This is a genomic window from Janthinobacterium sp. C22, assembly GCF_057919405.1.
In genome coordinates, this window is sequence record NZ_CP193659.1 from 4,786,862 (window position 1) to 4,810,884 (window position 24,023).

The 24,023-nt window shown below is 64.8% G+C and carries 24 protein-coding genes and 3 pseudogenes; 8 read left to right on the plus strand and 19 right to left on the minus strand.

The window, feature by feature from the left end:
• Window positions 1-14: 14 nt before the first annotated feature.
• A complete protein-coding gene (locus ACRHIG_RS22365) occupies window positions 15-926 on the minus strand; it encodes a LysR family transcriptional regulator (protein WP_489627947.1) in 912 nt (303 codons plus the stop codon).
• Window positions 927-1,047: 121 nt separating this feature from the next.
• On the opposite strand from ACRHIG_RS22365, the gene ACRHIG_RS22370 reads away from it, so the two are divergent.
• Both ACRHIG_RS22370 and ACRHIG_RS22375 read left to right on the plus strand, forming a co-directional pair.
• Window positions 1,048-2,034 (plus strand): zinc-dependent alcohol dehydrogenase family protein, encoded by a 987-nt coding sequence (locus ACRHIG_RS22370; protein WP_489627948.1) that lies wholly within the window; start codon window positions 1,048-1,050, stop codon window positions 2,032-2,034.
• A gap of 72 nt (window positions 2,035-2,106) precedes the next feature.
• Entirely contained in the window at window positions 2,107-2,433 is a 327-nt protein-coding gene (locus tag ACRHIG_RS22375; protein WP_489627949.1) for a tetratricopeptide repeat protein, read from the plus strand.
• 5 nt (window positions 2,434-2,438) lie between these two features.
• Here the strand turns inward: ACRHIG_RS22375 and bla are convergent, their stop codons facing one another.
• The 14 genes and pseudogenes from bla to ACRHIG_RS22445 all read right to left on the minus strand — a co-directional run bounded on the left by bla (window position 2,439) and on the right by ACRHIG_RS22445 (window position 13,658).
• Window positions 2,439-3,401 (minus strand): subclass B3 metallo-beta-lactamase, encoded by a 963-nt coding sequence (gene bla / locus ACRHIG_RS22380; RefSeq protein WP_489627950.1) that lies wholly within the window; start codon window positions 3,399-3,401, stop codon window positions 2,439-2,441.
• 54 nt (window positions 3,402-3,455) lie between these two features.
• A complete protein-coding gene (locus ACRHIG_RS22385) occupies window positions 3,456-5,219 on the minus strand; it encodes a M56 family metallopeptidase (protein WP_489627951.1) in 1,764 nt (587 codons plus the stop codon).
• Window positions 5,216-5,608: a BlaI/MecI/CopY family transcriptional regulator gene (locus ACRHIG_RS22390; RefSeq protein WP_489627952.1), complete on the minus strand. Its 393-nt coding sequence runs from the start codon at window positions 5,606-5,608 to the stop codon at window positions 5,216-5,218. Before ACRHIG_RS22390 ends, ACRHIG_RS22385 begins: the two co-directional genes overlap by 4 nt.
• Before the next feature lie 60 nt (window positions 5,609-5,668).
• On the minus strand, window positions 5,669-6,976 hold the full coding sequence (locus ACRHIG_RS22395; protein WP_489627953.1) for a hypothetical protein: 1,308 nt from the start codon (window positions 6,974-6,976) through the stop codon (window positions 5,669-5,671).
• A gap of 282 nt (window positions 6,977-7,258) precedes the next feature.
• A complete protein-coding gene (locus tag ACRHIG_RS22400) occupies window positions 7,259-8,242 on the minus strand; it encodes a DUF3422 family protein (protein WP_489627954.1) in 984 nt (327 codons plus the stop codon).
• A 43-nt stretch (window positions 8,243-8,285) separates the two neighbouring features.
• A pseudogene (locus ACRHIG_RS22405) lies at window positions 8,286-8,708 on the minus strand (DUF3422 family protein); the annotation flags it as partial.
• Window positions 8,709-8,724: 16 nt separating this feature from the next.
• Window positions 8,725-9,933 (minus strand): multidrug effflux MFS transporter, encoded by a 1,209-nt coding sequence (locus tag ACRHIG_RS22410; RefSeq protein ID WP_489627955.1) that lies wholly within the window; start codon window positions 9,931-9,933, stop codon window positions 8,725-8,727.
• Window positions 9,930-10,370, minus strand: a complete 441-nt coding sequence (locus ACRHIG_RS22415) for a CerR family C-terminal domain-containing protein (protein WP_489627956.1) — start codon at window positions 10,368-10,370, stop codon at window positions 9,930-9,932. Before ACRHIG_RS22415 ends, ACRHIG_RS22410 begins: the two co-directional genes overlap by 4 nt.
• A gap of 103 nt (window positions 10,371-10,473) precedes the next feature.
• Window positions 10,474-10,602, minus strand: a pseudogene (locus ACRHIG_RS22420) (TetR family transcriptional regulator); the annotation flags it as partial.
• 121 nt (window positions 10,603-10,723) lie between these two features.
• Window positions 10,724-11,188, minus strand: coding sequence for a copper chaperone PCu(A)C (locus tag ACRHIG_RS22425; protein ID WP_489627957.1), 465 nt, complete (start codon window positions 11,186-11,188; stop codon window positions 10,724-10,726).
• 17 nt (window positions 11,189-11,205) lie between these two features.
• Window positions 11,206-11,673: an SCO family protein gene (locus ACRHIG_RS22430; protein WP_489627958.1), complete on the minus strand. Its 468-nt coding sequence runs from the start codon at window positions 11,671-11,673 to the stop codon at window positions 11,206-11,208.
• A gap of 190 nt (window positions 11,674-11,863) precedes the next feature.
• Window positions 11,864-12,250, minus strand: coding sequence for a DUF2946 domain-containing protein (locus tag ACRHIG_RS22435; RefSeq protein WP_489627959.1), 387 nt, complete (start codon window positions 12,248-12,250; stop codon window positions 11,864-11,866).
• 20 nt (window positions 12,251-12,270) lie between these two features.
• Complete coding sequence (locus ACRHIG_RS22440; protein WP_489627960.1) at window positions 12,271-12,894, minus strand: helix-turn-helix transcriptional regulator; 624 nt, start codon at window positions 12,892-12,894, stop codon at window positions 12,271-12,273.
• A 62-nt stretch (window positions 12,895-12,956) separates the two neighbouring features.
• On the minus strand, window positions 12,957-13,658 hold the full coding sequence (locus ACRHIG_RS22445; protein ID WP_489627961.1) for a Crp/Fnr family transcriptional regulator: 702 nt from the start codon (window positions 13,656-13,658) through the stop codon (window positions 12,957-12,959).
• A 115-nt stretch (window positions 13,659-13,773) separates the two neighbouring features.
• Here ACRHIG_RS22445 and ACRHIG_RS22450 point away from each other — a divergent pair.
• Window positions 13,774-15,407 (plus strand): annotated as a pseudogene (locus ACRHIG_RS22450) (acyl-CoA synthetase).
• Between the two features lie 13 nt (window positions 15,408-15,420).
• Here the strand turns inward: ACRHIG_RS22450 and ACRHIG_RS22455 are convergent.
• The 3 genes from ACRHIG_RS22455 to ACRHIG_RS22465 form a co-directional block, all read right to left on the minus strand.
• Window positions 15,421-16,827: an MFS transporter gene (locus tag ACRHIG_RS22455; protein WP_489627962.1), complete on the minus strand. Its 1,407-nt coding sequence runs from the start codon at window positions 16,825-16,827 to the stop codon at window positions 15,421-15,423.
• A 77-nt stretch (window positions 16,828-16,904) separates the two neighbouring features.
• Window positions 16,905-17,621, minus strand: coding sequence for a ribonuclease T2 family protein (locus ACRHIG_RS22460; RefSeq protein ID WP_489627963.1), 717 nt, complete (start codon window positions 17,619-17,621; stop codon window positions 16,905-16,907).
• Window positions 17,622-17,691: 70 nt separating this feature from the next.
• On the minus strand, window positions 17,692-18,792 hold the full coding sequence (locus ACRHIG_RS22465; protein WP_489627964.1) for a branched-chain amino acid aminotransferase: 1,101 nt from the start codon (window positions 18,790-18,792) through the stop codon (window positions 17,692-17,694).
• A gap of 196 nt (window positions 18,793-18,988) precedes the next feature.
• On the opposite strand from ACRHIG_RS22465, the gene ACRHIG_RS22470 reads away from it, so the two are divergent.
• From ACRHIG_RS22470 to ACRHIG_RS22490, 5 genes are all read left to right on the plus strand, one after another.
• A complete protein-coding gene (locus tag ACRHIG_RS22470; protein ID WP_489627965.1) occupies window positions 18,989-19,984 on the plus strand; it encodes a PepSY-associated TM helix domain-containing protein in 996 nt (331 codons plus the stop codon).
• On the plus strand, window positions 19,897-21,534 hold the full coding sequence (locus ACRHIG_RS22475; RefSeq protein WP_489627966.1) for a sulfite reductase subunit alpha: 1,638 nt from the start codon (window positions 19,897-19,899) through the stop codon (window positions 21,532-21,534). The genes ACRHIG_RS22470 and ACRHIG_RS22475 overlap by 88 nt, the downstream gene beginning before the upstream one ends.
• A 135-nt stretch (window positions 21,535-21,669) precedes the next feature.
• Complete coding sequence (locus ACRHIG_RS22480) at window positions 21,670-21,855, plus strand: hypothetical protein (protein ID WP_219136259.1); 186 nt, start codon at window positions 21,670-21,672, stop codon at window positions 21,853-21,855.
• A 150-nt stretch (window positions 21,856-22,005) separates the two neighbouring features.
• Window positions 22,006-22,161: a hypothetical protein gene (locus tag ACRHIG_RS22485; protein ID WP_175445243.1), complete on the plus strand. Its 156-nt coding sequence runs from the start codon at window positions 22,006-22,008 to the stop codon at window positions 22,159-22,161.
• Between the two features lie 299 nt (window positions 22,162-22,460).
• A complete protein-coding gene (locus ACRHIG_RS22490; protein ID WP_489627967.1) occupies window positions 22,461-22,859 on the plus strand; it encodes a bacteriohemerythrin in 399 nt (132 codons plus the stop codon).
• Window positions 22,860-22,866: 7 nt separating this feature from the next.
• Here the strand turns inward: ACRHIG_RS22490 and ACRHIG_RS22495 are convergent, their stop codons facing one another.
• Entirely contained in the window at window positions 22,867-23,544 is a 678-nt protein-coding gene (locus tag ACRHIG_RS22495) for a hypothetical protein (RefSeq protein WP_489627968.1), read from the minus strand.
• Window positions 23,545-24,023 lie beyond the last annotated feature (479 nt).

Sequence of the window (24,023 nt, forward strand, 5' to 3'; positions counted from 1 at the left end):
ATTATAATTGATAATCAATTCTCATTAAAGCTGTCATCAAAAATCTGCGCCAAAAAATCCACGAACACCTGCACCTTGGCCGCGCGCAGCTGGCGCGGGTGGAACAGCGCCCACAAGTCCGGCCCCCGCGTGCGGAATGGCTGCAGCACCGGCACCAGGGTTCCCTCGCGCAAAGGCTGCAAGACGGAAACAGACAGGGCCTGCACGATGCCGCAACCGGCCTGGGCGGCGGCGATCATCGATTCGATATGGTCGAAAGACAAGGCCGCGGCCGGCGTGTGGGCGTACGGCTCGCCTGCTTCCCCATCCTGGAACAGCCACGGCCGCACCTGGCGCGCTTTCGGATACAGGAAATGCAGGCAGGCAAACTGGTCCAGTTCCTGCGGCGTGCGCGGCACGCCATGCCGGGCGATGAAGGCGGGGGAAGCGCAGCACAGATAATCCATGCTCAGCAGGCTGCGCGCCACCAAGGACGAATCCTGCGGTTCGCCGATGCGCAGCATCACGTCGATGCCCTCTTCCACCATGTCGACCAGGCGGTCGCTGACCGTCAGGCGCAGGGAAATGTCGGGATAGGCGGCGGTAAAGCGGGGCAAGGCGGGCGCCACCAGATTGCGGCTGATGCTGCTGGGCATATCCACGCGCAGGCTGCCCGAGGGTTTCCCTGCCGCCTGTTCCAGACTGGATTCCAGCGCCGCCATGCCGGCCAGCACCTGGCGCGCCTGCGCATGGCACTGCTGGCCTTCGGCCGTGAGCGACATGCTGCGCGTGGTGCGCTGCAACAGGCGCACGCCGAAATGCTTTTCCAGCGCCGCCACCTGATTCGTCACGGACGAGGTGGAAATGCCCAGGCGCTGCGCCGCCTTGCTGAAACCGCCCGCCTCGACCACGGCGCAAAACACGCGCATCGCTTCCAGCCTGTCCATGTATTGCCCTCCTGTTAACCAATGATTATCCACGATACTGAAATAGTGCATCGGGCCGCGCCCCATTTTTCTTTGTGCCCCTCCCGCCTAGACTGGCCACATCAACCCAAAGGAGAACCCCATGCAAGCCCTCGTCCTCAACACCTTTTCCGCCCGCATGAGCATCGAACACCTGCCCGTGCCGCAGCCTGGCCCGGGGCAAGTCCTCGTGCGCATCGCCGCCAGCGGCGTCAATCCGCTGGACACGAAGATCGCCGCCGGCGCCGCGCCGCACGCCCGGCCCAGCCTGCCCGCCATCCTTGGCATCGACGTGGCCGGCACGGTGGCGGCCGTGGGCGAAGGCGTGACGACTTTGCACGTTGGCGCAACAGTGTATGGCATGGCGGGTGGCATCGGCGGCATCCAGGGCTCGCTGGCCGAGTACGCCGTCTTCGACTCTGCCCTGCTGGCGCCCGTGCCGCCCGCGCTGAGCATGCGCGAAGCGGCCGCCTTGCCCCTCGTCTTCATCACGGCCTGGGAAGGGCTGGTGGACCGCGCCCACGTGAAGGCGGGCGACAGCGTACTCGTGCATGGCGGCGCGGGCGGCGTGGGCCACATGGCCGTGCAGCTCGCCGTCGCCCTTGGTGCCAAGGTGTATGCCACGGGCAGCGCCGCCAGCCGCGCGGCCATCGAAGCGCTGGGCGCGCGCTTCATCGATTACCGCACCAGCACGGTGGACGACTACGTGGCCGAACACACGGGCGGCGCCGGCTTCGACATCGTCTACGACACGGTGGGCGGCGCCACCCTGGACGCCAGTTTCAAGGCGGCACGCATGTATGGCGGTCACGTCGTCAGCTGCCTGGGCTGGGGCACGTTCGCACTGAGCCCGCTGACGGCGCGCGCGGCCAGCTACTCGGGCGTGTTCACCCTGCTGCCCCTGTTGAGCGGCGAGCATCACGCGCGCCATGGCGCGATTCTGCGCGCAGCCAACAAATTAATAGAGGCGGGCAAGCTGCAGGTGCGGCTCGATCCGCGCCGCTTCACCTTGCGCACGGCACACGAGGCGCATGTGGCGCAGATGGACGGCAGCGCGCGCGGCAAGCTGGTGGTGGATGTGGCGGATTGAAGGCAGGCTTGTTTCTCAAGCGCGCAAGCGTTAATATGCAAGCATTAACTTGCATATTAATCTGAGGCGAAAATGCTGCGTGAACAACTGGAAAAACTGCTGGCGCAGGGCCGCGACAACGCCCTGCTGCGCTTTGGCCTGGGCGATGCTTGCCTGAAAGACCATGACGCCGAGCAAGCGGCCCTGCACCTGGCGCAAGCCACCGCGCAGCAGCCCGGCTATTCCGCCGCCTGGAAACTGCTGGGCAAGGCCTTGCTCCAGCTGGGCAGGCTGGATGAAGCGCAGGCCGCCTGGACCACGGGCGTCACAGTCGCCCAGCAGCAAGGCGACCTGCAAGCCGTCAAGGAAATGACGGTATTCCTGAAACGCCTGCAAAAACAGCGGCAGGCAGCAGAATAGAACGGTTAATGTGCGTGCGCGGCGGCCTTGGTTTCAAGAGGCACCGCCTCGCCCCGTTCCTTCGCCAGGCGCTTGGCCAGCAAGCCGCCCGCTTCGGCCGCATAGGCGCGGCAGGCGCTGGCGTCGATCAGGGGATTGCTTGTGGCGCTGCGCTTCGCGGCCTTGCCCAGCACGTCCGTCGTGCCCGGATGCACGGGGATGATGATGTCGCATGGCAAGGCGGCCACCTTGGCGATGCTCGCTTCGAACGCGGCCGAGACGTCCGGCGTCTTGCCTTTGCCCGCGCCTTTGCCCGTATAAGTGAAATCGCCGCTCGCATACGGGTTCAGGCTGTCCGCGTACACCACGTTCAGGCAGCGCGCATCTTCGCACGAGGTCCAGGTCCACGTCGTGCCGCCCGGCGTGTGGCCCGGCGTCATGTGGGCCGTGAGCACCAAAGGACCCACCTTGACGGTATCGCCCTCGCCCACCACCTCGACCTTGGCCACCTTGGCCACATGCACGACGGGATTGGCCTGGTATTGCGGGTCATCTTTGCCATTCGTGCCGCTTTGCAGGCCCAGGGCGCCCGAGGCGCTGGCCATCACGGTGGCGCCGCTGGCCCGCTGCAGCGCGGCAATGCCGCCCGCATGGTCCCAATGGGCGTGCGAATTGAGGATATATTTCACATCCTCGATGCGAAAGCCCAGCGCCTGGATGTTGGCCACGATCAGGGGCGCCGATTGCGGCAGCGCGCCGTCGAGCAGGATATGGCCCTGCGGGCTCGTCACCAGCACGGCGGACAGGCCGGCCGTGCCCACATACCAGATATTGCCATAGATATTGAACGGCTTGACGGGCGCGTTCCATTCCTTGCAATTGTCGCAATTAACCGGTTTATCCTGCACCGGCGCGGGGGTCTTCGCCTGCACCGTGCCTGCCGCCATGGTCGCAACCGTAGCCAGCATCAACTTCGCCAATAGTGTCATCTTCATCTCCAGAGTGTAAAAGATGGGCGCCCGCACTGGCGCGCCCGGGGGGTATCAATGCATGCGGCCTGGGCTCCCGGCCAGGGTGTCACGGATGTGTCCGGCGTCGAGCGAGCGCCGCTGCGCGCCGTCGGCATCGAGCAGCACCACGGTGACGTGCTTGCCGCCGCTGCGCATGCGCATGGTCAGGCAGCTGCCCGCCTCGTGGCTGCTGCCCGTCTTGGACAATAAAATGTCCCAGCCCTTGCCGCCCACCAGCGGGTTGGTGTTGCGCAAGGTGCGGAGCTTGCCATTGACGGCTACGCTCGCCTGCGGGTGGCTGGTGATGCGGGCGATGTCCGGATAGCGCGCGGCCGCCGCGACGATCTTCGCCACCTCGCTGGCCGTGGAGGTATTCGCCGGCGAACTGCCGACGGGGTCCGTCAGGGTGGTGCGGCGCAAGTCCAGGCTGCGGATCTTCGCCTGCAAGGCTTGCTGAAACGCCGCGCTGCCGCCGGGATAGGTGCGCGCCAGCGCGGCGGCGGCGCGGTTTTCGGACGGCAGCAGCGCCAGTTGCAACAGCGCGCCGCGCGACACGGCCACACCCTCGGCCAGCAGGCTGTGGCGCTGCAAGGACGCATCGCCATCGGCGCGCACGATGCGCAGCTGTTCGTCGGGGTCGAGGGCTGCATCGAGCACCACCATGGCAGTCATCAGCTTGGTGATCGAGGCGATGGGCACGACGGCGTCCGCATCTTTCGCCATCAGCACCTTGCCGCTGGCGTCGTCGAATACCAGCATGTGTTTCGCGCTGACGGGCAAGGCCAGCATATCGGCGGCGGCATCGGCCAGCATCGCCCCGTTGACGGCGGGCTTGCCCTGCACCTGCAGCAGCAAGGTGGCGCAGGCCAGCAGCAAGGCGGGCACGGCCAGTTTCCAGCCGGCCGTATCAAGCCCGGGCGCCATCAGCCGTTCGATGCGCGTGAGCAGCGCCCCGCCCCGGGCCGACATCAGCAAGCCGGCATGTTGCGGGATGGCCGTGTGCAGGGACAAGGCATGCAACGCCGTGGCCAGCTGCTGCGGGTCTTGCAGCGCCTGTGCGGCCAGGGCGTCGGCCACCTGCTCCCGTTCGGCCCGCATGCGCGCCGACAGCCACCAGACGACGGGGTGAAAGAACAGCAGCGCCTCGGCCACGCTTTGCAGCAGGTTGACCAGGTAATCCCAGCGCCGCACATGCGCCAGTTCATGCGCCAGCAGCGCTTCGAGCAAGGCGACGGGCATGCCGCTCAGCAAGGCGGCCGGCAGCAGGATGACGGGGCGCCAGAAACCCACCGTGACGGGGCTGGACAATCCTCCGTGCAGCTTCAGCGGCACTTTCCGACTGCCGTGCAAGCCCATGCGCAGCGCCAGCGCATCGAGGCGCGCCTGCCAGATGGCCGGGGCAGCGACGGCCTGGCGGCGCAGCTTGCCGACCCAGGCCAGGCCCATGCACAGCCGCAAGCTCATCAGGGCGACACCGGCGCTCCAGGCCAGCACCAGGGCCGGCATCCACGCTTGCAGCGCGGCGCGCCAGGCGGGCGGAGCGGCCACCGGCAGCTGGGCCAGCGACGTGCCAGACAGCAGAGAAAGCAGATGGATGGCGGGAATACACAGGCACAGCAGCAGCGCCAGCGCGCAGACGGCATAGCGCCAGCGCGCGCTGGCATGACGCAGCAGCCAAAGCAGGACGGCGGACACGGCGCCCACGATCAAGCCCTGCCAGACGAAATACAGCAAGACCCAGCCCAGCGCAGGGACCAGCTTGCCCAACTCGATGCCGAGGCGCATGTCCACATTCATGGCTGTTTGCCATCCTTGCTGCGCAGGATTTTTTCAATTTCCAGGCGTTCCGCGTCGCTCACGTGCTCGCGCAGCGCCGTCAGCACGAGCGCCTTGCCGGAACCGGAAAACACCTTGCCGATCAAATCCTTGAGCAAGCTGGTCTGCAGTTTTTCCTGCGCGTCGACGGCCGCATACAGCTGCGGCCGCTGGCTTTCGTCGCGGCTCAGCAAGCCCTTGCCATGCATCAGCTGCAACTGGCGCAGCACGGTGGCGTAGCTGGCATCGGCACGCTCGGCGGCCAGGGCGTCGTACACGGCGCGCGCGTCGGACGGACCGCGCCGCCACAGGATGCGCAGCAGATCCAGTTCGGCGGCCGTGGGATGGGGAGTGGAGGTATTTTTTAACATGACGCTAGAATACCGATTCTAGAACTCGATGTCTAGAACTTTTTTCTAGCACATGCCTGACTAAAAATCGCGCAAGCGGTCAAACAAGGCATACAGCGCCGCCACATCCGGCAGCGGCACTTGCGCCAGCACCTGCTCCAGCGCCACATAGATTTCATCGCGCTCCACCGTCTCGATGACGCTGGAACGCCGCTCTATCTGGTTGAACACGCCGACATAGACAGTGACCATCTCCTGCGCCATGGCTTGCGCCGTCCCGCCATCGTTCGCGCCGTCGAGCGTGCGCGCCGTCGCCAGCAGCTTCTTGTACGCCTGCGCGGCTTTTTTGGCATACGCCGCCGCAATGTGTTCGCGGCCATCCCAGTCGCGGAACGGGTTATCCAGGTTTTCCGCCAGCCATTCCGGCTTGCGCGGCCGCGTCACGGACAGGTCCAGACCCAGCGCCGCCGCCTTTTTATAGCTGGCCTTGATGGCCTTGGCGGCGTCGGCCGGCAGGCTGGCCAGACACAGGCTGGACAAGGCCGGCAACTGCGCCGGCGCGGGGAAGTCGTCGGCACCGTAGCCAAACAGTTCATACGCGGTGAAGGAGCGCAAACGGTCCAGTCTGGCGATGCTGGCCACGTTCGACGCCAGCCCCGGCTTGCCCCATACCGTCAAGTCGGTCAGCACGGGGAAGCGTTGCGCCACGGCGTCAAAATCCACGGCCGGCATGGCGCTCAGCGACAGGCGCGCCAGCTGGTCGAGGCCATGGAATGGCGCCAGCGCACCGGACAACTGCAGGCGCAGGAAGCGCCCCGCATGCGGGTCGTCGATACGCAGCGCGGACGACGGCACGCCATTCAGTATCAGGGTGCTCAAACCCTCGTTCAGGCGCAGCGAGCGCAAGCCTGCACCATGCACGGCGAGGCGGCTGACATTGCTGTTGCGCAAGTCGAGTTCGCCCTCCGTCGAGGATTGCCAGTGCACTTCGTTGATGATGGGGTTGCCGTTGATGTAGGCGGCCAGCGCCGCGCTGCCGTGGCGCGTCTCGATGGTCGTCAGGCAAGGCAGCTGGTCCAGTTCGGACAAGTCGCTGATCGCCTGCAGGATATCGTCGCCGATGCGGCTCGTCTTCTGGCGCACGGCCTGGCCGCCGACCATCACTTCCTCGCTCGACGCCGCCTTGAAGCGCTGGCGCCTGGCCGGGTCGACCAGCTCCCAGCGGCGCTGGCGCCAGACGCTGTCGCCCATGTGCCAGCCGCCGCTGTAGCTTTTCACTGCCGTCTCGACCAGCGGCGCGACATTGGCCACCAGGGTGTAATGGCGCGGCACCGTCGCGCTGGCAAAGCTGTGGTCGTGGCGCTTGTTCCAGAAATAGTAATCGCACACCAGGGGCGCATCGCCTGCACGGCATGCGCATCGGGCAAGGCGTCGCCCGTCCAGTCCAGCTGCAAAATGGCGGCCACCGGGGGCTGCCGGACGCAGCATCGTCGATGGCCGTGACCTGGCAAGCCACATACTGCTGCAGCCTGTGCGAAAACACACTATAGATATCTCCAACCTTGGCAAGCACGCTGATTTCCTTGTAGCAAACAATGAGGCCAGCACGATAGCAAAGATTGGCGGCGCGCGGCGTACGCACCGCCGGAGTCGCAAAGCTGCTTACACGGCTCAGTCCGCGTGCAGCTTGTGGTGCATGCGCCGCAAGCCCAGCCAGACGGCGGCCGCCACGAACGGCACCAGGGCGCCGACGAGGATTTCCGGATTCACGGGCAGCCCCATCACCTTGGCCGCCTTGCCCGTGTAGCTGAACAGGCCGATCACGTAGTAGGAAATGGCCGCCACGGACAAGCCTTCCACCGCTTGCTGCAGGCGCAGCTGCTGCGCCGCGCGGGCGTTCATCGATTGCAGGATTTGCCGGTTCTGCAATTCCTGCACGATACCCACGCGCGTGCGCAGCAAATCGTTCGTGTTGGCAATGCGCTGCGCCATCGCTTCCTGGCGGCTGGCCATCGCTTCGCACGTGTTCATCGCGGGCGTCAAACGGCGGTCCATGAATTCCTCGACCGTCGGAATGCCTTCGATGCGCACTTCGCGCAACTCGTCGATGCGCGCCTTGACGAGGCCCATGTAGGCTTTCGAGGCGGAAAAACGGTAGCTATTGTCGAGTGACAGCTTTTCTATGCGGGCCGCCAGGCGCGTGATGCGGTCCAGCAAGGTTTGCTCGGCCACGCCCTCGTCGGCCTTGACCAGGCCCGGCGCGTCGTCCGTGTCGACCATGGCGGCGGCCAGGGTGGCCAATTCATTCTCGATGGCATTCAGGGACGGCGCCGCCTGCATGGCGTAGGGCAAGCCCAACAAGGCCATCATGCGGTAGGTTTCGATTTCCAGCACGCGCTGCACCAATCGGCCCGACTGCTGCGAGCGCATGCCCGCGTCGCGGATGACGAAACGGCTGAAGCCGTCGGACTGGATCGTAAAATCCGTCCACAATTCGCCGCCCTGCAGCACCTTGCTGCCGGCCAGGGTATTGCCTTCGAACACGCGCGACAAGCCCTGCATGAAGATTTCGGCCGGCTCCGTCGCCTGCTCCAGCACCACGTGCGCCGCTACCATCAGCTTGCCCTTCAAGCCCACCAGCCATTGCTGCGGCAACTGTTCCAGGGCATGCGTTCGAACGCCTGCTCCAGGGCAAGGCCGCGCCCGGATGCTCGGCGAAGGTAAACGTGGCAAATTCCGTGTGGCATTCCCATTTCAGGCGGAAGCGGCCGAAGTCGTAATAGAAATACTTGGCTTCGGCGTTTGGCGGCGTGACGCCGAAATGCGTGCACAGGGCCGCCAGGGTGGCGTGCTGGGCCGCCATATTCGACGCGCCGGGCGCCGCGCTGTCATCTTTATAGACGGCAAGATGGGTGATCAGCTCGGGAGCATCGAGCTGCAAGAACGGCCGCGAGTGGATTTCCGCGGCCAGCGGCACGCGCAAGGCGTGGTTCAAACTGGAGTTAATCAAGTGCATGATAGCCAAAGGTAAAGTTGCAAAACTGCTTAGACCCTGCCGCGTGCTGTGCCGCCCACGGCAGGGTCTGATTGTCACAGTGTAACAAAGCAGGAAGCATGCCATCCTTTTCCGGGGCCTGTCATGCTGTTTTAACAACTCCAGCCACGCCCTGTCCCGTCACCTGAGGGCTGCCCAGCCACCAGAACGCGGCGGCCAGCGCGACGGCCGAAGCCTGTCCCAGCGCCAATTTAAACGCGCTGTTGAACAGCAACGGTGCGACAAAACCGGACACCAGCGCGAACACCAGCATTTGCACGAAATTCTGCAGGGACGCGGCCAGGCCCCGCATCTGCGGGAAAATGTCGAGCGTGGACATGGTCATGCCCGGCAAGGCCAGCGACATGCCGAACGCGTACAGCATCACGGGCACGACGGCGAACGGGATGCCGGCCGCGAACCAGTGGTTGTAAGCGATATTGATCGCCCCCGTGGCCGCCATGGCCAGCAAGCCCCAGCGCACCAGTACGGCGCTTTTCACCGTATGGGCCAGCTTGCCAGACAGCGCCGAGCCCAGCACCAAACCGGCCACCATGGGGATGAACATCCAGCCGAAGGCCGTTTCCGGCAAGCGCAGCAATTCCAGGATGAAATGCGGGGCCGAGGCGATGTACAGGGCGAAGCCGCCAAAGGCGAAGGCCACGGCCAGCGAACGCAGCAGGAAAGCCCGGTGGCGCAAGGCCAGCCAGTAATTGCGCGCGATGTTTGCCGGGTGGAAGGGTTGGCGTTGCTCGACGGCTAAACTTTCCGGCAAGCCTTTCAGGCAGGCGAGCGCCAGCAGCACGGTGACGGAAAAGGTGAAGACGAACGTGGATTGCCAGCCGTAGGCCACGTGCAGCCAGCCGCCGATGATGGGGGCGATGGCGGGCGCGATGCCGAACACCATCATGATGTTGGCCAGCATCTTTTGCGCGGCCGCGCCAGCTAAACTGTCGCGCACGACGGCTTGCCCGATCACCCTGCCCGCCCCGGCCGACGCGCCCTGCATGCCGCGGAAAAACAGCAGCCAGCCAAAGCTGGGCGCGAACGCGGCGCCGATGGAGCCGGCGGCAAAGATCAGCAGGGATGCCAGGATCACGGGACGGCGGCCGAACGAGTCGGACAAGGTACCGTAGAACAAGGTCATGAAGGCATAGGCGGCCAGATAGACGCTCAGGGTCTGCTGCACCAGCACGCTGCTGACGTCGAAATGCGTGCCGATCGCGGGAAATGACGGCAGGAAGGTATCGGTGGCGAACGGGCCCAGCATGGCCAGCCCGGCCAGCACCAGGGTCAGCTTGCGCGCCGTCATGCGCCCGCCTGCACGGCATATTGACGGCGCATGCCGTCGAGGGCCGCCAGCGAAAATTGCGCGACGTGGCGCGCGATGCTGGCGGTGCCCGCCTCGTCATAGGTAATCTCCGGCACTACCAGTTCATGCACGATGCGCGAACGGGCATAGAACACGGCCTGGCCGATCACGCTGAACACGCATTTCTGCACCACGTCATCCGGCATGGCCGCGCCCACCACGCCGCGGATCAAGCCCGTGAACAAGGCGTGCTGCGGGCGCACATGGCGTTCGGCCAGCTTGTGGATGGCAGCCGTCGGTTCGATCAGCTCGCGCGCCACCAGGCGGCTGAACAGCGATGCCGAGCCCGAGCGCAGCATGTCGGAGACGAGCGCCTCGATAGCCAGGCGCAACTGTTCCACGGGCTGCAACTGCGCCCGCGCGCTGGCGGCCGCCACGTCGGCGGCCGAAGCTTGCGCCAGCGCGCGCGTAGTCGAAGGCGGCCAGGTGCAGCGCTTCCTTGCTATGAAAATAATAATTGACCATCGCCACGTTCACCTTGGCCGCCTCGCAGATCTTGCGCACGGACGCGACCTTGTAGCCTTCGTCGGCAAACAGCTGGGCCGCCGCCTGCAGGATGCGCGCGCGCGCCGGTTCGTTTTCTTTTTCGCTTTCCTTTTCTTGCTTCATGCCATTCCCATCATTTAAACAACTGTTTAATATTCTGCGGCATTATATCAAACAGCCGTTTAACTTTCAGGCGGGCGCAAAAAGCCCGGCGAACCGGGCTTTTCAAGGGACAGCGGCAGGCTTAGTGCTTCATCGCCGGCATGCCGGTGGCGCCCAGCGGACGCGCCACGGCATGGACTTCGATGGTTTCGCGGTGCTTGTCCTCGCCTTCGACGACCAGGGTGAGCGGGATCTTGTCGCCCGCCTTCACCTGGCTTTTCAGGTCCAGCAGCATGACGTGGTAGCCGCCCGGCTTCAGTTCGACGGCTTTGCCGGCTGGCAAGGCGATTTCCTTGATCTGGCGCATGCGCATCATATTGTCCGCCATGCTCATTTCATGGATTTCCGCCACGCCCGCCACGGGCGAGCGCACTTCCAGCAAACGCATGGTTTTCGGCGCCGTGATCTGCATGAAGGCGCCCGTGGCTTTTTGCTGCGGCACGGTGGCGCGCACCCACGGGTCGGTGATCTGCACGGAAGTCTGGGCAGCGGCGGAGAAGGACAGCACGGTCAGGGCCGTGGCCAGCAGGGTTTTCAGATGGGTCATGATCATTTCCTCGGTAGTTATAAGGTGTATTTCGATTTCATCAGGGTCTTGATGTCCTGCACGCACTCGTCGCCCGTCAACTGGTGTTTCAAACCCAGGCGCATGCGCCCCTCGTTATCGAGCACATAGCTGATGGCCGTGTGATCCATCGTGTACGAGCTGCCGCTCGGCACGCGGCGGTAGAAGACCTTGTAATTGAAGGCCGTCTGCGCCGTGTTCTTCGGGTCCGTGCGCAAGCCGAGGAAGCTGGGGTCGAAGGCGCGCATGTACTCGCCCAGCAACTCGGGCGTATCGCGTTCGGGGTCGATGCTGATGAAGAGCACTTGCAGCTTGTCGGCATCGGCGCCCAGTTTCTGGCGGATCTCCAGCGCGCGCGACAGGGCCGTCGGGCACACGTCCGGACATTGCGTGAAGCCAAAGAAGACCATCACATACTTGCCCTTGAAGTCGGCCAGGGTGTAGACCTTGCCGTCGGGGCCGCTCAACGTGAAGTCGGGCTTGTAATCGCCCCCGTCAAGTCGAGGCCGTTGTAATGGGGTTTCGGCGCTGGCTCGCAAGCGGCAAGCGTGAGCAATCCCGCCGTGCCGGCGAGAAGGAAAAGACGACGTTTCATGGCATTCTGGCCCGATGGGCGTTGTAGATACGGTTAAGACGTGGAAGGTATGATTGCTGCGCTCAGGCGGCCGATGGGGGACCGCGCGGGCTGGCGGCCAGCCACGCGAACGGCGCTTTGGGCGCCTGGTAAAACAATGGCGGATAGGCGTCGTGGCCCGCGATGACGGCCAGCGGCGAGGATGAGGACGGCGGCAGGCCGATGCTGCCCGCATGGCTCATGCAGAACGGGCAGTGCTCGATGTGGTGCAGCACGGAATCGGTGGTGGACTTGGCGGCCGGCGCCAGGTCCGCTTGCGTGTAGACGGCGCCGCTGGCCGAGCAGATCTCGACGGCGGCATTGTTCGCGTTCGCGTGCAGCGAGGCAAACGCATACGACAGGGACGGCGACAGCGCATTGAGCAGTATCGCCAGGCAGGCGAACCACATGTGCCACTGTTTGCGTTTCAATAAAGATCCCATGGCTCCGATTATAACGGAGTCTGGCTATCGCGTTGCACAGCCGTACCTGCCTGGCCGCGCAGGAACAGGCTGGGGCGCACGCCGGCCACGTCCACGCAGGCGTCGCAAAACGCGGGGATCGAGGCAAAGCCGGAGCCGGCCGCCACTTGCGCCAGGTCGCGCTCGCCGTGCTCGCCCTCGGAGTCCGCTTGCGCCGCCGTGTGCAGCGCGTGCGCCAAACGCTGTTCGCGCACCAGGCTGAGCAATGCCTCGCCTTCGGCAAACAGGCGCGCGCGCGCCTTGTGCGGCGTCACTTGCCACAGGGCCGCCAGGCGCGCCGCCGTCCATTTGCCTTGCGGCGTATCAAAGATGTGCTGCGCCAGCGCCTGGCTCCAGCGCTTGCCGCCGCCGTGGCCGCCATCGGGCTCATCGCCTTCCAGCGCCAGTGTAAACACGGCCGGCTTGCCCCGCCCCGGCATCACGTCGCAGGCGAAGCGCAAGAAGGCGGGCACGACGAAGCTGTCACCGCTGGCCAGTTTCTTGGTGGCGATTTCATTATGCAAGGTGACAAAACCCTGGCGCACGGTGACGCGCAGCCGGAGCGGAAAGCGCAAGCCCAGCAAGTGCAGAGGATGATCGGAAACGAGTGCCATGCGTCAATTCAATGTCTTAAGCCAGCCGCCAGCATGCCACACATCGCGCGCCCAGTCTGTCATCACAGCGACGCCACGCCATAGCGGCGCAAGCCATCGAGGTCGACGACGCGGATCGATTGGTAGGCGATGCTGATCAGCTTGAGCTCGGCCAGATGGCCCAGCGCCTGGTTCACCCGCTGGCGCGAAATGCCGGTCAGCAAGCCGATTTCTTCCTGCGACAGCTCAAGCACGCTGGAAGTGCGCGGGTATAACATGGGGTGGAACAGCTGCGCGATCGCTTGCGCCACCTGGGCGTCGACGGCCAGCAGGCGCTGGTTCTGGATGGTGGCGATGAATTGGCCCATGCGCTCGTTCAGCTGGCGGATGACGAAGGCATTGAAGGAGAGGCTCTCGGCCAGCAGCAAATGAAACAGCTCCACCGGTACGAGGAGGATGCTCGATGCGCGCACGGCCACCACGTCATAGCGGCGCAGTTCGCGCTTGAGCACGCTGCCCTCGCCGCACCAGCCGCCGGCCGGCACGCCGGAAAACGTGGCGCCGCGCCCATCGGCGTTGTAGACGGCCAGCTTGATCAAGCCCGTGTGCACGCCGATCCAGTGCGCCGACGGTTCGCCGCGCCGCGTGATGAAGGTGCCCGCCTCGAAATGCCGGAGCACGCTGCCGGCGCGCAACAGAGTCTGATGCCGCGCGTCGAGCGCCGGGAACCAGTCGTGGCTGTCGAGTTCCGGCATTGCAAGGTCTACACTATCGTTGCTGTCCATTCCATCCTTCAGACTTGTCACTAAGATGACAGTGATTTTCCAGCGCCGGTGCTATGCTCACCCCTATCAATCCCGAAACAGGGAGCTGCAGAATTTTATTTAACAGGAGACAAGCATGACTGCTGATTTCAACACGGGCCTCGGCAAAAACAGCGCCAACTACGCCGCCCTCACCCCGCTCGACTATATCGCCAGGGCAGCCGCAGTATATGGCAATCGCCTGGCAATTGCACATGGCAGCCTGCGCCAGACGTGGCGCGAAACGTATGCGCGCACGCGCCGCCTGGCGTCAAGCCTGATCAAGCTGGGCGTGGGCACGGGCGACACGGTGGCCGTGATGCTGCCGAACACGCCCGCCATGGTAGAAGCGAGCTTTGGCGTCCCCATGGCCGGCGCCGTCCTCAATGCGCTCAATATCCGCCTCGACCTGGCCTCGCTGACCTTCATGCTGCGCCACGGCCAGGCGAAAGTCTTGCTGGCCGACACGGAATTTGCCGAGCTGGCACGCCAGATGGCGGCGCAGATTCCCGGCTTGCGCGTGATCCAGGTCAACGACGTGCTGGGACCGGAAGTGGACGCGTTTTCAGACCTCGACTACGAAACCTTGCTGGCCGGGGGCGACCCCGATTACGACTGGCAGCCGCCTGCCGACGAGTGGGACGCCATCGCCCTCAACTACACGTCCGGCACCACGGGCGACCCGAAAGGCGTGGTCTACCACCACCGCGGCGCGGCATTGAATGCCCTGTCGAACATCTTGGAATGGGACATGCCCAAGCATGCCGTGTATCTGTGGACCTTGCCGATGTTCCACTGCAACGGCTGGTGCTTCCCGTGGACCGTGGCCGCCCGCGCGGGCGTGAACGTGTGCCTGCGCAAGTTCGAGCCCAAGCTCGTGTTCGACCTGATGCGCGAATTGCGCATCACCCACTATTGCGCGGCGCCCATCGTGCATGCGGCGCTGGCCAACGCGCCCGCCAACTGGCGCGACGGCATAGCCTGGACCGTGCGCGGCATGGTGGCCGGCGCGCCGCCGCCGGCGGCCATGGTGGCGAAGATCGAAGCCATGGGCTTTGACTTGATCCATTCGTATGGCTTGACGGAAGTGTATGGCCCCGCCGCCATCTGCGCCGAACAGGACGAGTGGACGGCCCTGAGCCAGGAAGAGCGCGCCGTACTCAAATCGCGCCAGGGCGTGCGCTACCACTTGCAAAGCGCCGTCGCCGTGCTCGACCCGGAAACCATGCAGCCCGTGGCGGCCGATGGCGAACAGATCGGCGAGATCATGTTCCGTGGCAACATCTGCATGAAGGGTTACTTAAAAATGAAAAGGCGACGCAGGAAGCGTTCGCGGGCGGCTGGTTCCACACGGGCGACCTCGGTGTCATGTATCCGGACGGCTACATCAAGCTGAAGGACCGCAGCAAGGACATCATCATTTCCGGCGGCGAGAACATTTCCAGCGTGGAAGTGGAAGATGCGCTGTACCATCACCCGCAAGTGCTGGCCGCCGCCGTCATCGCCCAGCCCGACGAGAAATGGGGCGAGACGCCGTGCGCGTTCGTCGAACTGCGCGAAGGCGCGACGGTGACGGAAGCGGAATTGATCGCCTTCTGCAAGAACAACCTGGCCGGCTTCAAGGTGCCGAAAGCCATATATTTCGGCCCCCTGCCCCGCACGTCGACGGGCAAGATCCAGAAGTTCGAATTGCGCAAGCGCATGCACTCAGACAAGGCCATCGACGTCTGATTCTTGTGATAAATTAACCGCCCTTGCCCGACAGCCACGCCGGCTGCGCCACCGCCAGGCGCGCAAAGCTGGCGATGCTGGCCACGGCGGCGAACCCTGCCGCCAGGCACAGCGCATACGTCGTGCCCCGGCTGGCCGACACAGTGAAGCAATACGCGACCAGCGCCGCGCCCGTCGCCTGCCCGATCAGGCGCGAGGTGGCTACCACGCCGCTGGCGCCGCCTGCCCGTTCGGGCGGCGCGCTGCCCATGATGGCTTTCAGGTTCGGCGCCTGGAAGAAGCCGAAACCGATGCCGCACAAGGCCATGCGCCAGCCGATGTCGAACGCACTCGGATGCGCCGGTATCCACACGAGGGTCAGCAAGCCGCCCGCCAGCGCCGCGAGACCAATGCCGCCCAGCACGCCCGGCGAGTATCGGTCGCTCAGGCGCCCGGCCACGGGCGCCATCACGGCCACCAGCGCGGCCCACGGCGTCATCAAGAATCCCGTCTCGACGGGAGAACGGCCCAGGGTCACTTCAAAATAGAATGGCAGCGAGACGAAGGCCAGGCCCTGCGCGGCAAACGTGCAGATGGCCGTCAGCGACGACAGCAAGAACAGGGGACGGCGGAACAGGTCGATCGGCAGCATCGGCGCCGCATGTCCCGCCTGGCGGCGTAGCAGCAACATAAAAAAGACCACCACGGCCACCAGTTCCGCCAGCAGGACGGCGCTGGACGCGTGATGGGCCGCGTCGCCGAACAGCAAGATGAGCAAGCCGAAGGCGCCCACGTTGTACAGCGCCGTGCGCGCATCGAGCGTGTGGCCGGACAGTTTTGTCGCCGGCAGCATGCGGCTGGCGAGGAAAAAGCCGGCCACGCCCAGCGGCACATTGATGGCGAACAGCCATGGCCACGAGGCCGTCGCCAAAATCAGCGAGGCGGCCGTGGGCCCGATGGCGAACGCGACGGCCACCACCAGCGCATTGTTGCCGAACGCGCGGCCGAGCAAATGTTTCGGGTACAGGGCGCGCAGCAGCGCCGTGTTGACGCTCATCATGGCGCTGGCGCCCACGCCTTGGAACAGGCGCGCCGCCACCAGCGAAGGCAAGGACCAGGCCAGTGCGCAGGCGAGCGAGGCCAAAGTAAATAAAAACATGCCGGAGATAAACACCCGCCGGTAGCCGGCGATTTCGCCGAGGGCGGAAAACGGCAGCAAGGTCGCCACCATGGCCAGCTGGTAGACATTCACGATCCAGACGGAGGCGGCCGGCGTCGTGCGCAGCTCGCTGGCGATGGCCGGCAAGGCCGTGTTGGCGATCGCCGTATCGAGCGAGGCCATGCCCACGCCGATGGCCAGCGCCAGCATGGCCCATAAACGGGCGCCGGGCGGCAAGCCGTCCTCGCCAACCATGACGGGTTGCGTGTGCCGCTGCTGCATAAATACACTACCTGTTCATCTTGCTGATCCGGACAATACACTAACATGTATGTAAGAAACCTGCAGGACTGGCAAGCTTACTTCTGGCAGTCGATCACTTTAAAATCTTTCGAATAACAGATGCGCAACTCGCCCGAGTGCTTTTCATAGCCGAGCCAGCGGCCCTTCAGCTGCGGGTTGTGCTGCTTCATCCACTGGAACAGTTCGTTTTTCGGCATGGTGCCGTCCGGCAACTTCAAGGCCTGGAACAGTTCGCGTTCCTTTTCGAAATACTGCTTGGCCGTATCGAAATCGCAGGCGCCATGCTTTTCCCATTCGCCCTGCAGCAAGGCTTCGCCGGGCTGCATGCACATGTACGGCAAAATGTCCGACGGCGCCAGCTTCGGCAAATTGCCCTTGCAATAGCGCGGATGCAGTTCCGTCCTGCGCGGCGGCGTCACTGAAATGTCTTCGCAGGTGGCCGGATTGGCCGACTGCGCCCACAAACCATGCACGATCCAGCCGAAGTGGTTGCTCTCGGCGCACTGGAAGGCGGCCTTCTTCGACACTGCGCCACGGCGGCGCTGGCTGTCGCAAAAGCCGGGCGACCACGACAGTGCCAGCATGAAGTAATCGGTGGGCACGTTCGTGCTTTGCTTGTAGCAGGTGTTTTTCTCGTCCGACGGCTTGACGTCGTAATCGTAGTAGCTGACGTTGCGGGGAATGGCGCAGGCGGCATCGGCCGCGTGGACGGCACCTGCCGACAGGCTGAGGAAAACGGCGGCCAAGGCAGGCAGGATAGAGCGAATTTTCATCGTATTTCCTTCAAGATATAAAAACGCCGGCAACTGGGTGCCGGCGCGGTAGTGAAATTACACCATCAACTTAGCAGACGGTATGCATCCAGCCATGCGTATCCGGTGCCGTGCCATGCTGCAGACCCAGCAGGGCTTCGCGCAGGGCCAGGGTGACGGCGCCGTTTTCATTGTTGTTGATGGTCATTTCAAAGCCGTTGGCCTTGGCCACGCCCACGGGCGTGATGACGGCGGCCGTGCCGCAGGCGAACACTTCGGTCATGCGACCCGAGGCGATGTCGTCGCGCCATTGCTGGACGGACAATTTACGCTCTTCCGTCGCATAGCCGAGGTCTTTCGCCATTTCCAGCAGGCTGCGGCGGGTAATGCCTGGCAGCAAGGTGCCCGTCAATTCCGGCGTCACGACGGTGATCTTCTCGCCATCCTTGTAGACGAAGAACAGATTCATGCCGCCCATCTCTTCGATGAATTCGCGGTGCACGGCGTCGAGCCACACGACCTGGTCGCAGCCCTTCTCTTGCGCTTGCGACTGGGCCATCAGGCTGGCCGCGTAGTTGCCCGCGCACTTGGCTTCACCCGTGCCGCCCGGCGCGGCGCGCACGAAGTCTTCGCTGATCCACACGGTGACGGGTTTCACGCCTTTCGGGAAGTAGGCGCCGGCCGGCGAGGCGAACAGCACGAACAGGTATTCTTCCGATGGGCGCACACCCAGGTAGGGGTCGGTGGCGATCATCAGCGGACGCATGTACAGGCTCTCGCCCGTGTTCTTCGGCACCCAGTTGCGGTCTTGCGCGATCAGCGCGTCGCCCGCTTCCAGGAACAGCTCGACGGGAATGGCCGGCATGGCCAGGCGCGCGGCGCTGCGGTTGAAGCGCTCGGCATTCTGTTCCGGACGGAAAGTCTTGATGCTGCCATCGGGCTGGGCAAACGCTTTATAACCTTCGAAGATGGCCTGGCCGTAGTGCAGGGACGACGCGGACGGGTCCAGCATCAGCGGGCCGTAAGCCTTCAGTTCGCCCTGCTGCCACTTGCCGTCGCGGTAAGGAATCACCACCATGTGGTCCGTGAAGATGCGGCCGAAGGCGGGATTGACCATGCGCGCGGCGCGCTCGGCGTCGGACAAGGGGTGGGCGGACGGGGTGACGACGAGATTCGGTGTGGAAGTGGTCATGGCAGCAATGGGAACTAGTGAACAGTATCCCTATTGTAGCGCCTATAGGGCCTGATCAGGCAAACGTGGATGGGGCCCGTCCCGCGAAAATAGGGCGCCACCATTTGCGAATGATTCTCGTTTGCGTTACCATGTCAGCCTTCCTTCTTCCCCGCCATGCCTGACGCCCCGCATGGCGGCGCTATCGAAAGCCGCCATGACGACCTCCTCCCTGCCACACTCCCTGCCGCGCGCCGGCGCCGATGAGGCGCCGGAAACCGGCCAGCGGCGCCAGCTTGCCGCCGTCGCGCAACAACGGCGCTGGCACTGGAACTGGAAGCAGCTGTGGTTTCAATTGCACTGGTTCATCGGCATCACGGCCGGCACGGTGCTGGTAATCATCGGCCTGAGCGGCGCCACCCTGGCCTTCAAGGATGAACTGCTCGATGTCATGAACCCCGGCGTGCGCCATGTTCCCGTGGAAACGCGCGCCCCGCTGACGCCGGCCCAGCTCGCAAGCATCGCCGCGGCCGAACGCGGCCAGCGCGTCGCCTCGGTCACCGTGTATGCAGAAGCGGGCGCGGCGCCGCGGCTGTTCTTCGCGCCAAAAAACGGCCAGCGGCGCGGCGAGTCCATTTATCTGCACCCGTACACGGGCGCGACCCAGCCGGCGCTGGCGGGCGCGGCATTTTTCGAGTGGACGGAATCGCTGCACCGCTGGCTGCTGCTGCCGCGCGATCCGGGCCGGCAAGTGGCGGGCGCGCTGGCCCTGTGCCTGCTGGGCCTGGCACTCTCCGGCCTGTACCTGCGCTGGCCCCGCCGCCCGCTGGACTGGCGCACGTGGCTGACCTTCGACCCGGCATTAAAAGGCCGCTCCTTTTTGTGGAATCTGCACGCCGTGGCCGGCACCTGGTGCCTGGTGGTCTATGTGGCGCTGACCCTGACGGGCATTTACTGGAGCTATGACGTAGTGCGCGACAATATCGACGCCTGGGCCGGCAAGCCCCGCGCACGGCGCAGGCGCCCACGAAAAAGGGTTCAGCTAAGAAAGATGCACCGCCCGTCGACATCGGCCTGGCCTGGACCAGCTTCCAGCGGCACGCCCCCGGCTGGACCCTGGCCACCGTGCGCCTGCCCGTGCGCCCCGGCGAAGCCGTGCAATTCACGTGGCTGGCCAGCGATGCGCCGCACGAACGGGCGCGCAGCCGCATGAGCATTGCGCCGGCCGACGGCACGCGCACGGAAAACGAACCGTACAGCCAGCAGGCGCTGGGGGCACGCCTCGTCAACATCATTTATCCGCTGCACATGGGCACGTATTTTGGCTTGCCCGGCCGCATCATCGTCACCCTGGCCAGCCTGGGCCTGCCCCTGTTCGCCGTTACGGGCTGGATGCTGTACCTGGGCCGCCGCAAAGCCAAGCGGGCCGTGCAGGCGCAGCGCGCGCTGCTGGGCGCCGGCGCGCCGGGCAAGACGGACACGGACTTGCCCACCCTGGTAGCCTACGCCAGCCAGTCGGGACAGGCCGAGCGCCTGGCTTTGGCAAGCGCGCGCGCCCTCCAGCAGGCGGGCGTGGCCGTCGACGTGCAGTCGCTGGAGCAGCTTGATCCCGCGCAATTGCGCCAGTATGAACGGGCACTGATCGTCGCCAGCACCTTTGGCGAAGGCGAGGCGCCGGACGGCACGCGCCGCTTCGCGCGCCTGCTGCAGCAAACGGCGGGCACGCCGCTGGCCGGCCTGGATTTCGGCATGCTGGCCCTGGGCGACCGCCACTACAGCGCCTTCTGCGGCTTTGGCCATGCGCTGGAACAGCAATTGCGCGCGCTGGGCGCCAAGCCTATGTTCCCGCTGATTGAAGTGGACAAGCACGATCCCGCCGCCCTGGCCGCCTGGTCGCAAGCGCTGGCCCGCTGCAGCGGCAGCGCCATCGATGCCATCGGCGTGCAGGAAGAGGCATCGTATGCAGAGTGGCGCCTGGCGCGCCGCGTGCTGCTGAACCCGGGCAGCCTGGGCGGCGAACTGCATGAAATCACCTTGACGGGTCCGATCGATGCCAGCTGGGAAGCGGGCGCGCTGGCGGAAATCATCGGGTGCAACGCGGATGGCAGCGAAGGCGACGCGCAAGGTGAGCACAAAGCCCCGCATGCGCCGCGCAGCTATTCGCTCGCGTCGCTGCCGTCCGATGGCGAACTGCAATTGCTGGTGCGCCAGGAACGCCACGCGGGCGGCGAAAACGGGGGCTACGGCGTCTGTTCCGGCTGGCTCACGCGCTTCGCGCCGCTGGGTAGTCCCATCCGCCTGCGCCTGCAAGCCAATCCTGCCTTCGCCCCCGCCCTGGTCGACATGCCCTGCATTTATATCGGCAACGGTTCCGGCCTGGCCGGCCTGCGGGCGCACCTGCGCGCGCGCCAGCGGGCGGGGCTGGCCCGCAACTGGCTGCTGTTCGGCGAGCGCCAGCAAGCTGTTGACAGCGTCTGCGGCGAAGAGTTGCAAGGCTGGCTGGACGCTGGCCACCTGGCGCGCCTGGACCTGGTCTTTTCGCGCGACGGCAACGATGGCGGCAAACGCGAATACGTGCAGGACCGCCTGCGCGCCAACGCCGGCGAGCTGCGCGGCTGGCTGGCGCAAGGCGCCATCGTCTACGTGTGCGGCAGCCTGCAAGGCATGGCGACGGGAATCGATGCTGTACTGCAAGAAGTGCTGGGCCAGGACGGCCTCGACGCCCTGCTGGCGGCCGGACGCTACCGCCGCGACGTGTATTGATCTGCATCAGCCCGCCGCCGGCACCGCCCGGCTATGTGGGCAGGCGCACGGTCATGGCCAGCCATCGGACTACAGTGGGGGCATCGCGGCATGGCAACATGCGCGCCGCCCCACCCACTGTCTGCGAGGCTAGCCATGAAAAACCCCTGGATGAGCATGTACCTGAGCGCCGCCAACCGCATCGCCAACACGGCGCGCGGCCATGCGACGGCCGCCGTCAAGCGCGAGGCGGCGAAAAATACGCGGCAATTGACGCAAGTGTGGTTCGACTCCTTCCTGCCTCCCGCGGGCAAGCCACGGCGCAGCCGCAAGGCAAAATAAGAGCCGTCACGATCGGCAACTGGTGCAGTGCATCACAGCAACTAGTTGAAGTTTCAATCAGATGAACTAAACTGCAAGCATGGTAGTACATAGGACGTGACCGGCAGGCGCCGCATCCCCGCGCCGCCGCCGGGACACCGGGAGACGACCATGTTGACGCTCAAAGTGCTGCTCTGCCTTGCCTTGTCGGCCCTGATGCTCGTGCCCCTCGTGCTGCGCGACGCGATGCAGACGTCGGCCGGGCAGCAGATGCAGGTGCCGAATGTGGATGCGCAGGGCATGTGGGCCCACTGGCCCAAGCAGTAATACGCGCGGCTGAGGGCAGTTGAACAAGCGCGCCGCTGGCTGCGTTGCTTTGACTTGCCGTACTAGCGTACTGTCTGCGTCAAAGACGCCTTGCCGGCGGCGTTTTTCAGCGGCGCTCGCTAGTGGTGTTCAGCTTTAAAAACCGCTTTGTTGCGGGTGGGAATTTGTTCTCTTCGCCGGCGGCTTTCCTGATCCCCTCTTCACCATACTTTGATCCAGATCATGGATTTCGCCCTTCGCTGCGCCCACACTGGAACAGTCCGTTTCGCACCGCGGCGGACTTAACGGGGAGCATCCGCATGGGTAAATCGTATTGGAAAGAGGAGATGGCGCTGGGCGTTCCCGCCATCGACGAGGCGCATGAGGCGCTGTTTCAGGAGCTGGCGCGGCTGGGGCAATTGAGCGACCAGCATTTCAGCGTGGCGTTTCGCGACCTGATCGCGGCAGTCGAACGCGATTTCCGCGAGGAAGAGGATTTGATGGAACAAATCGGCTTTCCCTCGCTGGCGAATCACCGCGAACAGCATGCGCGCGTCCTCAGCGGCTTGCACCATGCCTGGGCCGCCGTCGATGAAGGCGACCTGGAACAGGGCCGCCATGCGCTGTCGCTGTTGCCGCAATGGCTGATCTTCCACCAGGCCACCATGGACCTGGCCCTGGCGGCGGCGCTGGAACTGGTGCAGCGCCAGCCTAACTAGCAGTTAATTACAGCAACAGCACCGTCGCCTGCTCGGGCAAGACCACGCGGTAGTGTCCCGGATATTTGTCTTCGCCGTCGAAAATCTTGCAAAACACGGGCTGGTTGATGTCGTTGACGGCCGCCTCGTTCATGGGCAGGGTGGCGATCAGCTGTTCGCCATCCATCAACTGCAAGGCGCTGCCCCGCTCGGCCGCGCAAAAGGCCAGCGCTTGCACGTCGCTGGCGAACGGCCGCTTGTACCACGGCGTAATGGCCCGCACGGCGCGGCGGGCGTCGTGCAGGACTTGCCCCACGCGCGTGACGTTCCAGGCATCGCGCGCCACGGACGGCTGCAGCACGATATTGGCCGTCAGTTCGCCCCTGCCCTTGTTCACCAAAAACGTGCCATCCTGCGCGGCGATATCATCGTTGAGCGGCACGACAAACACGCCGCCGGCCGACACCTTGACCGGCACGGGGGCGCCATTGCCTTGCAAGGCCACGCGCACGTCGTCGATGGTGGCGCTCAGCTTGGCAGGAATCAGGCGCAGGGCCATGACCACGCTGCCGCTCGACACTTGCCACACTTTCCGGGCCGTCAGATAACTGTCGCGGTAAGCCGTGAAACGCACACGCGGCGCCTTGGCGTCGCTGCTGGCCGTGATCGTCACCGTCTGCGATGGCAGGGCTTCCTCTGCGCTCACCGCCGGCGCTGGCGCAGCGGGCGTGGCCGGCGCAAGGGGGCGGAACGACTGCGGCGGCGGGCGGCGCGCTGGCGCTCTGCAGCGGCGCGGGCACGGCCGGCGGCGCGTGCTCCTGGGCCTGGCCCAGCGACACGACACACAACCATCCGGCACAGGCGATCCATGTACGCATGCATTTCTTTCATTAAGGAAAATATTTTGTCAGCGCCTGCATTATCGCAGAAGGCCGGACGATGCGCCGCCCTTGGGCTGCCTGCGCTCCGCCACCTGCACTATTTTGGTGCGCGCGCTTGATTATTTGGCAAATACCCATTATATTGATAATGATTCTTATTCACAAATCATGACAGGAATCATGCACGACCTTTCCGCCGCCATGCGCGGGCGGAACTGCTATCCGAGCCAGATCCCGGGCCAGCGTCACGCCATCCCCCCAGCCACTGCGCCACTCGCCAGACGAGATAGGAACCCTCACGACT

Bases quoted from the DNA above. Each gene is read 5' to 3' on its own strand.
- ACRHIG_RS22365 (WP_489627947.1), bottom strand. From the start codon at position 926: ATGGACAGGCTGGAAGCGATGCGCGTGTTTTGCGCCGTGGTCGAGGCG.
- ACRHIG_RS22370 (WP_489627948.1), top strand. From the start codon at position 1,048: ATGCAAGCCCTCGTCCTCAACACCTTTTCCGCCCGCATGAGCATCGAA.
- ACRHIG_RS22375 (WP_489627949.1), top strand. From the start codon at position 2,107: ATGCTGCGTGAACAACTGGAAAAACTGCTGGCGCAGGGCCGCGACAAC.
- bla (WP_489627950.1), bottom strand. From the start codon at position 3,401: ATGACACTATTGGCGAAGTTGATGCTGGCTACGGTTGCGACCATGGCG.
- ACRHIG_RS22385 (WP_489627951.1), bottom strand. From the start codon at position 5,219: ATGAATGTGGACATGCGCCTCGGCATCGAGTTGGGCAAGCTGGTCCCT.
- ACRHIG_RS22390 (WP_489627952.1), bottom strand. From the start codon at position 5,608: ATGTTAAAAAATACCTCCACTCCCCATCCCACGGCCGCCGAACTGGAT.
- ACRHIG_RS22410 (WP_489627955.1), bottom strand. From the start codon at position 9,933: ATGACGGCGCGCAAGCTGACCCTGGTGCTGGCCGGGCTGGCCATGCTG.
- ACRHIG_RS22425 (WP_489627957.1), bottom strand. From the start codon at position 11,188: ATGACCCATCTGAAAACCCTGCTGGCCACGGCCCTGACCGTGCTGTCC.
- ACRHIG_RS22440 (WP_489627960.1), bottom strand. From the start codon at position 12,894: ATGGCACTCGTTTCCGATCATCCTCTGCACTTGCTGGGCTTGCGCTTT.
- ACRHIG_RS22445 (WP_489627961.1), bottom strand. From the start codon at position 13,658: ATGGACAGCAACGATAGTGTAGACCTTGCAATGCCGGAACTCGACAGC.
- ACRHIG_RS22455 (WP_489627962.1), bottom strand. From the start codon at position 16,827: ATGCAGCAGCGGCACACGCAACCCGTCATGGTTGGCGAGGACGGCTTG.
- ACRHIG_RS22460 (WP_489627963.1), bottom strand. From the start codon at position 17,621: ATGAAAATTCGCTCTATCCTGCCTGCCTTGGCCGCCGTTTTCCTCAGC.
- ACRHIG_RS22465 (WP_489627964.1), bottom strand. From the start codon at position 18,792: ATGACCACTTCCACACCGAATCTCGTCGTCACCCCGTCCGCCCACCCC.
- ACRHIG_RS22470 (WP_489627965.1), top strand. From the start codon at position 18,989: ATGACGACCTCCTCCCTGCCACACTCCCTGCCGCGCGCCGGCGCCGAT.
- ACRHIG_RS22480 (WP_219136259.1), top strand. From the start codon at position 21,670: ATGAAAAACCCCTGGATGAGCATGTACCTGAGCGCCGCCAACCGCATC.
- ACRHIG_RS22485 (WP_175445243.1), top strand. From the start codon at position 22,006: ATGTTGACGCTCAAAGTGCTGCTCTGCCTTGCCTTGTCGGCCCTGATG.
- ACRHIG_RS22490 (WP_489627967.1), top strand. From the start codon at position 22,461: ATGGGTAAATCGTATTGGAAAGAGGAGATGGCGCTGGGCGTTCCCGCC.